The organism is Peribacillus sp. NPDC096379 (genome assembly GCF_044762875.1).
Lineage (GTDB): Bacteria > Bacillota > Bacilli > Bacillales > DSM-1321 > Peribacillus.
In genome coordinates, this window is the sequence record NZ_JBIWFD010000003.1 from 116546 (window position 1) to 131243 (window position 14698).

At 37.9% G+C, this 14698-nt stretch carries 15 protein-coding genes; 4 read left to right on the plus strand and 11 right to left on the minus strand.

The features are described from left to right. Positions 1–106: 106 nt before the first annotated feature. Together ACIQZI_RS14660 and ACIQZI_RS14665 are read right to left on the minus strand one after the other, a co-directional pair. On the minus strand, positions 107–1249 hold the full coding sequence (locus ACIQZI_RS14660) for a response regulator transcription factor (RefSeq protein WP_403074216.1): 1143 nt from the start codon (positions 1247–1249) through the stop codon (positions 107–109). 5 nt (positions 1250–1254) lie between these two features. Continuing rightward, positions 1255–2961 carry a sensor histidine kinase gene (locus tag ACIQZI_RS14665; RefSeq protein ID WP_403074218.1) on the minus strand — a complete coding sequence of 569 codons (1707 nt, stop codon included), beginning with the start codon at positions 2959–2961 and terminating at the stop codon, positions 1255–1257. A gap of 192 nt (positions 2962–3153) precedes the next feature. Between ACIQZI_RS14665 and ACIQZI_RS14670 the strand changes: the two genes are divergently transcribed. Beyond that, positions 3154–5109 (plus strand): FUSC family protein, encoded by a 1956-nt coding sequence (locus tag ACIQZI_RS14670; RefSeq protein WP_403074220.1) that lies wholly within the window; start codon positions 3154–3156, stop codon positions 5107–5109. A gap of 125 nt (positions 5110–5234) precedes the next feature. Then, positions 5235–5531 carry a hypothetical protein gene (locus ACIQZI_RS14675; protein ID WP_403074222.1) on the plus strand — a complete coding sequence of 99 codons (297 nt, stop codon included), beginning with the start codon at positions 5235–5237 and terminating at the stop codon, positions 5529–5531. Positions 5532–5589: 58 nt separating this feature from the next. Here ACIQZI_RS14675 and ACIQZI_RS14680 read toward each other — a convergent pair whose 3' ends face one another. Beyond that, positions 5590–6297: a DUF421 domain-containing protein gene (locus ACIQZI_RS14680; protein ID WP_403074224.1), complete on the minus strand. Its 708-nt coding sequence runs from the start codon at positions 6295–6297 to the stop codon at positions 5590–5592. Positions 6298–6668: 371 nt separating this feature from the next. Here ACIQZI_RS14680 and ACIQZI_RS14685 point away from each other — a divergent pair, with 371 nt between their 5' ends. Beyond that, positions 6669–7172: a GNAT family N-acetyltransferase gene (locus tag ACIQZI_RS14685; RefSeq protein ID WP_403074226.1), complete on the plus strand. Its 504-nt coding sequence runs from the start codon at positions 6669–6671 to the stop codon at positions 7170–7172. A 270-nt stretch (positions 7173–7442) separates the two neighbouring features. On the opposite strand, the gene ACIQZI_RS14690 is transcribed toward ACIQZI_RS14685, so the two are convergent. From ACIQZI_RS14690 to ACIQZI_RS14725, 8 genes are all read right to left on the minus strand, one after another. Next, a complete protein-coding gene (locus tag ACIQZI_RS14690) occupies positions 7443–7664 on the minus strand; it encodes a YdbC family protein (protein WP_403074228.1) in 222 nt (73 codons plus the stop codon). Between the two features lie 23 nt (positions 7665–7687). Next, positions 7688–8041: a Na+/H+ antiporter subunit G gene (locus ACIQZI_RS14695; protein WP_062183727.1), complete on the minus strand. Its 354-nt coding sequence runs from the start codon at positions 8039–8041 to the stop codon at positions 7688–7690. Then, positions 8019–8303 (minus strand): Na(+)/H(+) antiporter subunit F1, encoded by a 285-nt coding sequence (locus ACIQZI_RS14700; protein ID WP_062183731.1) that lies wholly within the window; start codon positions 8301–8303, stop codon positions 8019–8021. Before ACIQZI_RS14700 ends, ACIQZI_RS14695 begins: the two co-directional genes overlap by 23 nt. After that, positions 8291–8779, minus strand: a complete 489-nt coding sequence (locus ACIQZI_RS14705) for a Na+/H+ antiporter subunit E (RefSeq protein ID WP_062183734.1) — start codon at positions 8777–8779, stop codon at positions 8291–8293. Before ACIQZI_RS14705 ends, ACIQZI_RS14700 begins: the two co-directional genes overlap by 13 nt. Before the next feature lie 263 nt (positions 8780–9042). After that, positions 9043–10533, minus strand: coding sequence for a Na+/H+ antiporter subunit D (locus ACIQZI_RS14710; RefSeq protein ID WP_062183737.1), 1491 nt, complete (start codon positions 10531–10533; stop codon positions 9043–9045). Then, a complete protein-coding gene (locus tag ACIQZI_RS14715) occupies positions 10526–10864 on the minus strand; it encodes a Na(+)/H(+) antiporter subunit C (RefSeq protein WP_403074232.1) in 339 nt (112 codons plus the stop codon). Before ACIQZI_RS14715 ends, ACIQZI_RS14710 begins: the two co-directional genes overlap by 8 nt. 1 nt (position 10865) lies before the next feature. Next, positions 10866–11291, minus strand: a complete 426-nt coding sequence (locus tag ACIQZI_RS14720) for a Na(+)/H(+) antiporter subunit B (RefSeq protein WP_403074234.1) — start codon at positions 11289–11291, stop codon at positions 10866–10868. Then, the gene (locus ACIQZI_RS14725) at positions 11288–13675 is read right to left on the minus strand and encodes a Na+/H+ antiporter subunit A (RefSeq protein WP_403075167.1); all 2388 of its coding nucleotides are present in this window, start codon (positions 13673–13675) and stop codon (positions 11288–11290) included. The genes ACIQZI_RS14720 and ACIQZI_RS14725 overlap by 4 nt, the downstream gene beginning before the upstream one ends. A gap of 305 nt (positions 13676–13980) precedes the next feature. On the opposite strand from ACIQZI_RS14725, the gene ACIQZI_RS14730 reads away from it, so the two are divergent. Further along, positions 13981–14667: a universal stress protein gene (locus ACIQZI_RS14730; RefSeq protein WP_403074236.1), complete on the plus strand. Its 687-nt coding sequence runs from the start codon at positions 13981–13983 to the stop codon at positions 14665–14667. Positions 14668–14698: the final 31 nt, after the last annotated feature.

The window sequence follows — 14698 nt, forward strand, 5'->3', positions numbered from 1 at the left end:
GCTTTCATTGTAGCTCGAATGAAAGCGGTCTTGAACTCAAAATCATCTTATTCTTTTTGTACTATTGTTTGAACTTTCATAAAATTATAAGTGACGGGGAAATTTGTTAGCTTACATTCTTCTTTTTGTTCTGTCTATATTCTGATGGCGTACTTCCTATACATTTTTTAAACCATTTGCTAAAATATTTACCATCCTGAATGCCTATTTTTTCGCCGATTTCTTGTAAAGGAAGCGACGTATTTTCAAGAAGATTACATGCAGACTGAACTTTAAGCTTTTCGATAAAGGTGATAAAGCTTTCTCCTACTGTCTTTTTAAATATTGTGCTAAAGTGACTACGGCTTAAGCCAACTTCACTTGCAATATAGCTGGATGAGAGAGGTTCATGTAACTGTTGGATGATGATTTGCACAGCCTTTTGAATAGGGGATGGCCAATCATCCATTGAAAGCGAAAATTGTTTTTCAAATTTGAATTTATGGTATAGCTTTGTAACCCCCTTCACCCACTCGTTTATTCCTTGATATGAACCATTCACCTTCCAGCGAATTGTCGGATCAATCGTCCTATTCTCAACTAAAAGATGCTCAAAATCTATTTGTGCTTTTTCTGGAATAAAAATAAATGATTGGTCCTGGCCACAATAAATTTCCGCAAATTGTTTTCCATCAGAAGACCATTTTTTATGAAAACGTTCATTGTTATTTAGCCCATTAACTAGATAAATATAAAAAGATTCCTGCATCCACTGCCACTCTTTAATAAACAGCTCCTCTAAAAGCTTCGGAAAAGAATTAGCAAAGCCACATAACCATCCATAGAATTCCTTGGCTAGATTTGTAGAATCAATAGAAGATTGGATATTTGCATGGTTAATTTCATTTTCAAAGCGTCCAAGATATTCTTCAAAATCCTTGTCTTGAAATGCTGTTTTCAAAAGATATCCCGAAGCCCCTATATTCAATCCCTCTTGTGCAAATGTAAAATCTCTATGGCAGCTTAACAATAATATTTTAGTTGCTGGGGAAATTTGTTTAATATTTCTGGCAAGCTCAATACCATTCATTTCAGGCATGACGATATCCGTTATCACTACTTCAGGAGAATGCTCCCGAAACAGCTCCCAAGCCTTTTGTCCGTTAGGGGCATCAGCAATAACCTCCATACCAAACTTTGCCCAGTCGACCGTTGCGATTAATCCTTTTCTAACAATGAGTTCATCATCTGCAATTAATACCTTTATCATCGACGTTATCTCCTTTTTGGCAGTTTTATAGTAAAAATTGTTTTTACACCAATGACTGATTCGATTGACAGGCCATACTCCATTCCAAAGTGAAGCCTCACGCGTTGATCAACATTATAAACACCGATTCCTCTCCCTTTATCATTTTGATGTTTTGGGGTAAGAAGCTTTTCAATAATCTCCTGATTCATTCCTTTTCCATTATCAGTTAAGATAATTTCGAGATGTTCAGGTTTAGCCATAACTACAAGTTCAATTGTCCCCCGACCATCTTCAAATGCATGGAAAAAGGTATTTTCAAATAACGGCTGAAGTGTCATCCTTGGGATTAAATAGTCAAGGCATTCCAAATGGACATCCTCGATATATTCAAATGTTTGTCCATAACGTATTTCTTGGACCTTTAAATAATGCTTGATTGTCTGGAGCTCCTGTTTTATTGGAATTAACTCGTCGGAAAAATTTAAATTTTCATGAAGCACCTCAGTCAAATGATAAATCATCTCTTGAACTTCCTTTGCTCCTAGCAGCCTTGCCTTCCATTGAATAGAGTTTAAAGTATTAAATAATAAATGCGGGTTTATTTGATAATGGAAAGCTCTTAATTCTGCCTGCCTTTTTAAACGTTCAGTTGTGCCAATTTGCTCGATTAACTCCTTAATTTGATTGACCATATCATTAAAGCTTTGGGCTAAAACCCCTACTTCATCATTGGAGGTAACTGCTATCTGTGTATCTAAGTTTCCTTCACTGACCCGCTTCATCGAGGATGTTAGACTTTTAATCCTCTTTGTAAGTGGAACGGAAAATACGACAGCTAGAACATAAACAAGAATAATTGAGAAAAAAATTGCCAATATGGTATAACGATAAATAACATTGGATGATTGATAATAATATTCTTTGGGAATGCGAACATGGATATCCCATCCATAAGCATCAAAATCATTATTCCAGACTATATCTGTTTTCAATTCTTTTGGTGCGTTTTTCGTTTTATAGACTACCTGATGCTTACCATTTTTCAAAGTGATAGAAGAATGCAACTCATTTTCAAGAAATCCAATATAAGAGAACAGCTCCTCAGCATTTGTTTCTATTAACAGTTTACTTCCCTTTAATACGCCAAACTGACTTTCAATAGGAACAACAAGTCCCATTATTTTTTCGTTTTTTTCACCCGTGTAATAATGGTCAGTATTATAAAAGCCTATCCACAAATCTCCTTCTTTAAGGCTATGAATTTCTTTCCAAAAAGTTTTTTGAAAGAGCTTGTGTATATCTAGGCGACTATTCCCATAATAGTAGCCTGTATTGGTAATTAAATAGATTCCTTTAGTGTTATACGTCTTATGTGCCTCTAAATATCTTTCAAAGTTTTCAATTTCAATAAATTCAGTATAACTATGAGGAATTTCCTCCTTTAATATAACCAGAGTTGGGTCCGATAAATACTGATTGATATCCTTTGAAACGAGATACATTTGCTCAAATGTATTTTCGATTTGTTTATCAAGCTGAGACACAGCAAATTGCTCATACTCATTAAATTGTTTATTCACAATCTCAGAAGACTTCCCATATGATAGAAATCCAAATAAAAGCAATGGCAACAGAGCAACAATTAGAAAAAACAGCACCATCTTCGTACGAATACTGCCGAAAGAAAAGAATATAAATTTTACTATCCGTTGTTTAAAGATATTCCTCACGCCCATCACCTGATAAATAAAAGTAATTAACCTAACCCCATAATAGCAAAATTCCAAAAATAAAGAGTGCTTCTTGAAGTTTTTACTTAAGTTTCTTTTTATCTTTTTCAGGACTTATTTCTAGACACATAGAAAGTGTAGAAACAAGGGAAGATTAAACATAACTACCAATGAAGGTAAGGAGGCTTCATCATGGCCAAAAATGAAAAAATCAATCCTTCTCCTGAATCAAATTCGCTCATTACGACGATTAAACAAGCATTTGAGATTAAAAAAAATCCTCTTCCGTGGACAAAGGCATTTTGTGCTGGACTATGTGCAGCCTTACCTAGTTTGATTGGCTTGATACTAGGGAACTTTCAATACGGCTTGTTGGCAGGAATCGGCGGCTTCACATACCTGTATGTTTTTAATGAACCCTATGCACAAAGAGCGAAAAAACTACTTTCTGTTCTGCTTTGCCTTACTTTTTCCGTTTTTTTAGGAACACTTGTCGCCCCTTACCCCATTTTGTCAGCGTTAATGATAGGTGGTATTGGAGCGATTGCAACTTTTATTTTTGGAACCTTAAAAATCCCAGGACCTGCCGCAGTTTTTTTAGTTTTAGGTTTTGCCATGACGACAGGAATGCCGATAGATCCATCGCTTGCCCCACTACGTGCTGGTCTTATTTTTCTTGGTGGGACTTTATCATGGCTGATTGCTATGGCCGGCTGGTTTTTCAATCCACATGGACCAGAAACAACGGCTGTAAAACGAGTCTATCGTGAATTGGCTTCTTTCCTCGATTCAGTCGGTACAGAAACATTTAATGACGCTAGAGAAAAAACGGTGGTAGCGATGAAAGAGGCAAACCATACACTTATAGCAGGGTATATCTCTTGGCAGAGCTCTGATTTCTATAAACGGTTGTACTTATTAAATGAACATGCAAGTAGCATTTATTTGGAAGTTCTTGACCGATCAGTAGAAAAAAATAAGAAACTCCCGTCAGAATTAGGAGAATCCGTTAGAGCTCTAACAAGCTCTATTGAAGCTAATAAGAAAAGCACCCCTGATAGAATTCTGCAACCAGATCAGGATGATGAAGCCGTGGACCATTTATTCACAAGCGTTTATAATGCGGATGCGATCATGAATGAACCAATGTCCAAGATTAATCGCGAAATTCAAATTACAAAACAGTCCGTAAAGACCGTTTTTTTAGGTGCTTTTGACAAAACTTCGATTGTCTTTCTAACAGCTGTCAAGTACGGAATTATTCTTACGATTGCAGCTCTGATTGCCTACGCATTTGAGTTTAATCGATCTTATTGGGTGCCACTTTCCTGTGCTTCAGTCTTGTTAGGTTCGACCATTATGAGTACCTTCCTCCGTGCCATACAAAGGTCAGTTGGCACCATTATTGGCGTTGTAATAGCGAGTCTCATTCTTTCGATTCACCCAGAAGGATTTTTTATCAGCATGATCATCCTGCTTTTAACATTCCTTACCGAACTTTTTATTGTACGTAATTATGCCCTTGCTACGATGTTTATCACCCCAAACGCGTTAGTGATGGCAGAAAGCACGACTCAGATGCATAACATGCCATTTTTCGCTACAACACGTATTATCGATATTATAATTGGCTGTCTGATTGGTCTTCTAGGGGTACTACTAGTAGGCCGGACATCTGCTTCTGGTCTGCTCCCTCATTTAATCGCAAAAACGATTAGAAGCCAAGCACAGTTCTTACTCATGTTGTTTTCTGAACAAAGAAAAGATTTTCATTTTAAAAAAAGCCGAGTACATATTAAAATGCATACCAATCTAACCAATTTAAGAACAGTATATACGACTGCTTTAGGTGAGCGTCCAAGCAATAAAAAAGCTTTAGAGTTTCTCTGGCCCGTGATATTTTCCATCGATCAGTTGGGATACTTACTAGACTCTTCCTTGAAAGACTTGGATCGGCCTATTCTTTCTGAAGAAAAACTTGCCCAATTTCTTTATATTTTAGAAACCTTGGCACAAACCGCAGAATATCATCGCCCATATGTAGAAAAGGACGTTCCTGATATAAATGGATTTTCCAAAATACAAAAGGAGATTATTTCCTTGCAAAATGCGATGAACGTTTGTGAAAAAAATCAATATAAAAGCTGAGTCCTTTCCAATATTAAAGGATCATGCCTGTATTTACACTAATTTCTTCTCCCTCTCTTTTTGCTGAATATATTCCTTTAGTTTTAGGAACTATAGTAGAGAATAAATTCGAAAGGGGTATAATCATGTATAACAAATGGCTTCTTATGTTAGCAGGGGTATCTTTATCCGTAATATTGATGACGGGATGCAATAATAATCAGGAGCCACCTCCACCAGAAAATAATGTGAAGACTCCAGCTCCAGTAGATGAAAATGTAAATGATACAAATGATTTGAATGATCAGGATAACGGCACAGCCCCAGGCGTGGATAAAAATGATAACATGCTTAAAGATGATGAAAATGATAATGCCCCAGATCCAGAAGATCCAATTGAAGATCCGAAAGATATGACAGATCCAGATAATAAAGACGAGTAATTTTAAGAGAGGGTGTCCCATTGTTTGGGGCACCCTCTCTTCTCCTTTAGAGTTCATACTATTTGACGTATAAAAAGATTTTTATATGATAGTTGTGGTCCATTGTTGCTAGTAAGATTTCTTTTACTCCCAGATTGTATGTATTCTTAATTTCATTGGTCAGCCATAATTCATCTTTGCCGGTTCGTTTTAATTCATTGAGGTCCATTTTCCCTTCTTTAATAATTGTACTAGGATAATGAAAGGCTTTTGTTACTAATTGTAAATCCGAGGGGGTTACAGCTTGATGTTGGGGGTTAATAAAAAAAGAAATAGTACCATCTGGTTCCCATAATGCCAGTGAAATTTTTTCAGGTGCTTCGATCTTCTCCTTCCTTAATTCAGATAATAGTACGTCGAGAGATATCCTAGCCTTAGACAAACCTTTATACATAATTTGTCCATCTTTAATAAGAGGAATTGGGGAGCTTTCAACAAAATTCCGAAACATACTCCATTTAAGGCTGGCAAATACACCAATTAAATACAAAAAGACTAATACGGTAATCGTAGTCAATGACCCTTTCAAATCTAGTTCTGGATCAGACAAAGGGTGAGCAATAATATTGCCAATTATTAATGCCATAACAAAATCAAGTAAACGTAACTGAGAAAGGGATCGTTGCCCCATCAATTTTGCAACTAAGAGTAAAAAGAAAAAAGAGACAATAGCCCTTAAGATCCACTGTATTTCGGTAAGTGATTCCTGGCTCTGGAAAAAGTCCATCTAAATTCACATCCTCAATATCTGTTCGTTCTGCCGGTTGATTATTGTTTATTATTAGCTAAATTGGCGACAAGTATGAGGATAAATTGAAGGGAATATCGGGGAAAAGTGTAGATAAAAAAGGGCCAATAACGAAAGTGTTACCCTTGTAAGCATCTTCTTATGTAAAACATAGTGAATTCCATTAATGAATACCTCTTTCACTTTCAACTGATAACGTGTGCGCATCCGACTAGAATTAGAGTATTGGAACATGATTTTAAGAAACACGTCTCTCTTCATATACCTTTACTATCCATGCTAAAATAGTATGAATGTAACAAGGGAAAATCAGGTTAAAAATACATAAAATTCAAAAGGGGATGCTTGTGATGAAAATCCGCAAAGCTTTAGAAAGTGAATTAGATTGGATTCGAAAACAAAGAGTACAAGCATATGAAGAACATTCACAAAGTGTTCCAGAAAGTCATTGGTTCGCACTAAAACAATCGGTAACATCGGATGCCGATGCACAACTAGGGGTAGAATGTTTAGTAGCTGACCTTAACGGAGAAATAGTAGGAAGTGTTGCTTTGTTTCCAGCTAAACTTGATGCCTATAAAGGTCTTGTCGATATGTTAGATTATCCGGAAATAAGAATGCTTGCCGTCTCACCTCAGGCAAGAAACAAAGGCGTTGCCTCGGCATTAATCCATGAATGTATTAAGCAGGCCAAGGTAAATGGTTCTCAACACATCGGTTTACATACTGCTGATTTCATGGAAGGTGCTATGCGGCTGTATGAACGTATGGGGTTTGAAAGACTGCCTCAGTTTGATTTTCAACCAGCTGATGATGGAATCATCGTAAAGGCATATCGACTTTCAATCAAATAAGTAAACACAGAATTGGTACCGTGTGTAGCCATCATTAGATTAGAATTCCTAAAAAAATTCAGGGAGAGCAATCGCTGACCCTGAATTTTTAAGTATTCAGTAAGTTCATTCATCCTAGATTCCCTTGAACTTCTTGCCTATAGATGCAGGGTCGTTCTTCTATAGGTGCATCCCGCAAAACAAATCCATTACCCAATTATACGCATTTTCCGCTCCAACCACTTCTACTAATACCGCCTCAAATTTTCCTTAGCATATAAAGATTGAAAGCTACAACTCCAGACCATTCAACAAATCTCTTAACGCTCTGACCTCATCCAATGTTAAAGTGAGCCCCTTCCCCATTTTTTCATGTTCAGGTGCCCAATCTCGTAGATCAAATTTGGGTTCTTTGCCGTTCCAGCTAATCAGATTGAGTTCTTTGTTCCATCCTTTTGGAGATTGCGAAATGGAACCGATATTTTCTTTGATTTCATATTTGATTTCTGCCATGAATATCCCTCCTAAATAAGCAATTAGTCTCTCTCTAAAACTTCTTTCAAATCATCCTGAACACTTTCTTTTGCCAGCTCTACATTTGAGCGATAAGCAGCTCGGCAAATAAGATGAGCCGCAACCGGAGCAGTTAGGAACACAAAGAAAATACCCAAAATCAAGCGGATACTGAAATATCCATCCGTTATCCAGAAATAAAGTAATGTCCCGAGTAGCGTACAAAGGACACCGAGAGTTGAACTTTTGGACGCTGCATGTGAACGGGTATACACATCAGGTAATCGAATTAAGCCGACTGCGCTAAGAAAGCTAAAAAGCGTACCGACCAAAATAAGGACAGCAGCAATGACTTCACTTGATACGTTTGCGTTCAATGACAACACCCCTTTCGATAAATCTTGCAAAAGCTATCGTTCCGACAAACGAAAGAATACCGAGTATCAAGATGATTTCTAGTAAGGCATGAGTATGAAACAAAACAGAACAAATGGCCACACCCCCAATTAAGCTAATGCTTATTGTATCTAACGCCTGAACCCGGTCAGGCATGGAAGGCCCTTTTATTACCCGGTAAAGAGCAACTATCATAGAAAGGGTCAAGAAAAATAAAGAAATCATCAAGATTAATTTGAACATTTACGAGTCACATCCTTAATGGCCTTCTCAAATACTTTACTCGACTTAATAACAGCATCGCTAGATTCTGGAATGTCCATCGCATGAATGTAAAATACCTTCGAATCCGAAGAAATTTCAACCACAACAGAACCTGGAGTTAAAGTCAGGAGTAAAGCGAGTAGAGTAACTTCCAAATCCCCTTCTAATTCCGTTTTCAAAGAGAAAATTCCCGGGGTAATATTGATCCTCGGCCGTATCACTTGTCGAATCACAAGTACACTTGACGTAATCAATTCTCGAATGAAGACGAGAAATAATTTCAAAATAGAAAGAAAAGTAATCAAATAAAAGGTGTGAGGAAAAAAACGACGCATCAGAAAAAGAATAAGCAACCCAACTAAATAGCCGCTAAAAAAAGTTAACACGCTCCATTCATCTTGAAGAAACATCCATAATAGAGCAATAAATAGATTGATTAATACTTGGAAAGGCATATTCATTCACCCCTTTCAATCATTTCAAAAAATACAGGACAAGCTTTTGACAGGCAAACTATATGAATTGTAGTTTTATCTCGATATATACTATCAACGCGCCTTTGGTAGCTTACGAGGAAAATAGCGATCAAACTCTAAAGGTGTCTTTACCAAATTTACGCAATCATCTTTTTCACAGTAAGCTAGACGCTCAATACGGACAGACAAATTAGGTTGCCTACGTCATTTCAGATCGTTTCCCAAGCAATAACTGACTTATCCTAAGGCATTACATTTCCCCGAAATACCGCTTCGATATAAAGCTTCGGGTTCATTAAACTTTCAGCTGCAAGATTCACATACTCAAAAATCCCCTCTGCCCCTACTCCTAAAGCAATGGTTGCAACCGTTAGAAGGCCAATAGGGAACATCAATCCTTTCGTTGTCCCTTTTTCCATCTCTTGACTTAAATAGGTTTCACCCCAAAAGCCGTTCATAAAGATTTTCATGATAGAAAACAATACCATTAAGCTCGTAATGAGACCCATTGCACCGAGCCAATAGTACCCTGTTTCAAACGTCCCTTGTGTAATAAAAACTTTGCCAAGAAAACCACTCAGTGGCGGAATCCCTGAAAGTGATAGTGCAGCGATAAAGAACATCCAGCCTAAATATGAATGTGTGCCGATGAGTCCACTGATTTCTTTGAGCTTACTCGTTCCAGTAAGATGAATCATCGTTCCACCAATAAGGAAGATAAGGGCTTTAATAATCATGTCATGAATTAGATAGGAAATGGAGCCAGCCATAGCCACTGGCGTAAAGGATGCCAAACCTGCCATAATAAACCCTACCCCTACCATGACGTTATACGTAAGGATTTTTTTAATATCCCAATAAGCAATGGCTCCGATGGCGCCTAACAACATCGTCAATGCACCTAAAACACCAATAATTAAATGAGTGATTTGCGGCTCATGATAAAATACAAGCGTGAACATACGAAATAAAGCATATATCCCTACTTTTGTTAGTAATCCTGCAAAAAGAGCAGCAATGGCAGTTGGCGGGGCACTATAAGAGCCAGGCAGCCAAAAAAATAGGAAGAGAGCAGCTTTCATACTAAATACAATTAAAAACAAAATCGCAACGGTTGTCATGAGTCCATCTTGTCCTGCCTCAGCAATACGCACAGACAGATGAGCAAGGTTTAAAGTCCCTGTCATCGCATATAAATACGCAATCGCCACCAGAAAAAGGAAGGACGAAACGATATTTGTCAGGACATATTTAATCGACTCCCGTAACTGTTTTTTCGTTCCCCCTAAGGAGATAAGAACATAAGACGAAATCAACATCACTTCAAAACAAACGTATAAGTTAAATAAATCTCCAGTTAAAAAGGAGCCATTAACCCCTGTAATAAGGAATAAAAACATCGGGTAAAAATATGACGCTTCTCGCTCTTTCCCAATGGAACGGAAAGCAAATAGTAAACAACATAACGAAACGAAACTTGTTGTGAGAAGAAGCAAAGCGGAAAACATATCTGCCACCATGCTAATCCCAAAAGGAGCCTGCCATCCACCTAACTGAAGGGTTTGAATTCCCTTCGTTCTAATTTGCGCCATCAGAAAAACCGATACCCCTCCAGTTGCTAAAATGGCAAAGACACTAAAAGCCCGTTGAAACCGGATATTTTTCCGAAAGATAACCATAATCATCCCAGTAATTAACGGGATAATAATTGGCAGTAGTACAATATTATTCATCTTCATTACCTCTCAATTGCTCCGAATCATCCGTGCCTACAACTTGATACGTGCGATAACATAGCACTAAAAAAAGTGCAGTCACGGCAAAATTAATGACGATCGCTGTTAGAATTAACGCCTGGGGTAAGGCATCTGTATAAGAAAGGTTATTCTCACCTAATAGCGGGAGACCCCCTTTCTTTAATCCGCCCATCGTAAGAATGAGTAAATTGACCCCATGACTGATAATGGATGCTCCTAATACGATCCTTAACAAAGTTTTCGACAATATTAAATACGTGCCTATTGAAAATAATAGTCCAACAAGGATAGACATTAATGTTTCCATCTTATCGATCCTCCGCAATACTCATAATAATCGTGACAGCTGTTCCGATGACAGCCAATGCCACTCCAAAATCAAAAATAACGGCGGTGGCAAGTTCAGTCTTCCCGAAAATAGGCAAGTTGAAATAATTGAATGTTTGACTTAAAAATGGGGCATCGAAAACCAAACTGCCTAGACCAGTAAGTACAGCAATTAATACTCCACTTGCTGTAACCACCTTAAAATCGATTGGAATGTTTTCACGAACCCATTCAATATCAAAAGCCAAAAGTAGCAGAGTCAAGGCTGACGCAAAACCAAGTCCTCCTATAAATCCTCCACCAGGGTCATGATGACCAGCGAAGAAAAGATCAATAGAGAATGTCAGGATAATCACGACAGCCACTTTTGTAACTGAATGTAAAATGACATCATTTGGCTTCTTCATTCCTTATCCCTCCCTGTTAATCGAAGCTTTATTAATGTGTACACTCCTAGACCTGCGATACACAGAACGGAAATTTCCAGCATTGTGTCAAATCCACGGAAATCAACCAGGATTGCGTTTACGATGTTTCTAGCACCAGCAAGCTCATACGAGTCCTCAAAATAGCTTGAAATTGGTTTAAAGAGACGATTTCCATTGACAGACAACGCTAAGATAGTTACAACCATGCCTACTCCAATAGAAATAATGAGGTTCGTCGCTTTGAATCGCATTCGACCGATATTCTTGCTGAAATCTGGTAGATGATAGAAACATAATAAAAACAAAGCAGTTGTCACAGTTTCAACGACCAATTGAGTAAGTGCTAAATCCGGTGCTCGGAAAATAACGAAAAGCATGGATACTAGAAAACCGAGAGCACCAACAGCAATAAGGGAAGTCATCCTTGACTTTGAAAAAAGTACGGTACATGCAGCAATGACCATCCCTGCTACTAATCCACCTTCATACATACTAATCGGCGCATCATTTGAAGAATCAAAGGATATACCATTCAACAGCCAAATAGCCCCACCTAACATCAGAATCATAAATGTGAATATATAGACTAAATAGTCACGGATCGAGCCCGTCATATAACGGTTCGTCAATCGATATGAAATAGACTCAGTTTTCTCAATTCCCTGATTATAGAGATGATCTAATGTCAACGATTGAGGAAAAACTCCATAGATTCTGATCCATTTTTTCAAATAAATGAACATGAATAGACCTAAAGCGACAACGCCAATTGTCATGAATAACTCTGTATTCCAACCATGCCAAGCACTAATTTGTACATGAGCGCCACCATTTTGAGCAAAATCCGGTAAGATGGCGACGACGGCTGGCTGAAGAAGGTACTTTGAAACGACATTTGGGAAAAAGAAGATGGCAATAACAAGAGAAGCTAATATGATCGGTGGAATCAGCATCCCGATTGGAGCTTCATGTGCTTCCTTTTCCAGCCGCTTTGGTTGATACTTCCCTGTAAATGTTTTAAATACGAGAATCATACAATAAATGAATGTGAAAACACTGGCTACCCATGCAATAACAGGAAAAACCATTCCGAAAGTCTCCATATTAAACACATTCAGTTGCGCGGCCTGTAATACACCTGTGAAAAACAGTTCTTTGCTCAAAAAACCGTTAAATGGAGGCAGACCTGCCATGGAAAAACTACCAATAATCGTAAGCGTAAAGGAAATTGGCATAAGATGCATTAAACCGCCTAATTTACGAATGTCACGCGTTCCTGTTTCATGGTCAATGATGCCGACGACCATAAACAGACTTCCTTTAAAGGTAGCGTGGTTAATTAGGTGAAAAATGGCGGCTAAAACAGCCACTGCATACATCGTTGACTCATCGCCATGTCCAAAATACATCGCAGCGGACCCCAAACCAAGTAAGCTCATAATCAACCCTAATTGACTAATCGTCGAATAGGCCAATAATGCTTTTAGATCCGTTTGTTTTACGGCATTTACAGAGCCATATAGTAAGGTAATCATCCCTACTCCTGAAACAATCCAAAACCATTCCGAGCTACCTCCGAAAACAGGGGTAAATCGGGCAACTAAGTAAATCCCTGCTTTTACCATCGTAGCAGAATGCAAATAGGCACTAATCGGTGTCGGTGCTTCCATTGCATCAGGTAACCAAGTACTAAATGGAAATTGGGCAGATTTTGTGAAAGCTCCTAATAGAATTAAAATCATAGCTGGAAGAAATAAAGAATTTGCAATCATGCCATCTACTTCGGTTATCATTTCACGAATGCTATACGTATTTGTCATCATGGAAAGCATGATGAACCCACTAAGCATCGCAAGCCCCCCGAATATCGTGATAAGCATCGATTTTAGAGCACCTTGACGGGATTTTTTTCGATGTGACCAATACGCAATTAATAAAAACGAGGAGATACTTGTTAATTCCCAAAAAACATATAAGACTAGAATGTTATCAGAGAAGACAAGTCCAAGCATCGCACCCATGAATAAAAGCAAATAAACATAAAAGTTATGAAGTGCTTCGCGGTGTTTTGACATGTAATAAATGGAGTATAGAATAACGAGCGCGCCAACCCCAGTAATCAGAAGGCCAAAAATAAGACCTAATCCGTCCAAATAAGTGGTGTAATTAATACCTACAGACGGAATCCATGGTATCGTATTATGAATGGTCTCCCCCTTAGAAATAGCCGGGATATAACGTAATAGATAGATGAATAATGTAAGCGGCACAAAAAATACAAACCAACCCGTATGAACGCGTGGTGTAAAGCGTTTATAAATGAGTGGAACAAATATTGCAAAAATAAATGGAATCAATATCATAATGGGTAACCAATTCAATCAATCCCCCTCCTTTTATTAAAGTTGTGAATATAATGAAGATGGTGTCTCATAAGGGTCCGATCTCGTACTCTTAATCAATTTGTAGTGTTTCATACATGTAAAATGTACTGGATTTAGTTGTTGCGGGGTCTGACCCTTTGCATTAAAACATGCTCTCCTAAATAGGCATTCCTGGAACTTTCTTTATTTGATTGACTGTTGATGAACCATAAGCTATAGTCATACATAGTTTAACGGAATGTAAAATCCTGTTACATTCACATCAACTCGAGGTGAACTTAAAAATGAAGAAATTGAAAGGGCGTATGGATGAAAGCATCCTCGTCTGCGTTTATTATGGACCAAACGGAGAGCGCCTCATTCAACGTGGCTGTAAAATTGCAAATATGCTTGATTGCCCACTCTATATCCTAACTGTTGACCCAAAACCATTTGATGAATTGGATGCGGAAAAATCATTTTATATTGAAAGATGGAAACAATTAGCAGATCAACATAGCGCCGAAGCATTTATCATTAGAGATAATGAAAAACGGCCTGTTACTAAAGTAATTGCTGAAATAGCGAGGGAAAAACATATTACACAGATTATTCTCGGTCAAACAGCTCAAAGCCGTTGGGAACAAATCGCAAGGGGATCCGTAATTAACTCGTTATTACGTGAAATTCCATTTATCGATCTTCATATCATCTCAGTTGCTCGTTCGCTTAAAGACGAAGAGGGCCACTTTGAGAAAGGAGTCCGTGCATACCTTGTGAAAGAAGGAGACTATTACCGAGTTACCTTCATTCATACAAAAAATGTTGAATTTGAAGGAATCTTCTTCAAAGAACATGGCACTGATTTTAATAATGGTATTTTCAAATTCATGAAAAACAAAGAAACGCTACAAGTTCATGTTACGGATGACCTTATCCATGATTTAACGAATGTTGACATGACGCTCGAAACATATGACGATCAACAATAACGATATACAATCCTCCGCTAGGTGCTTTTAG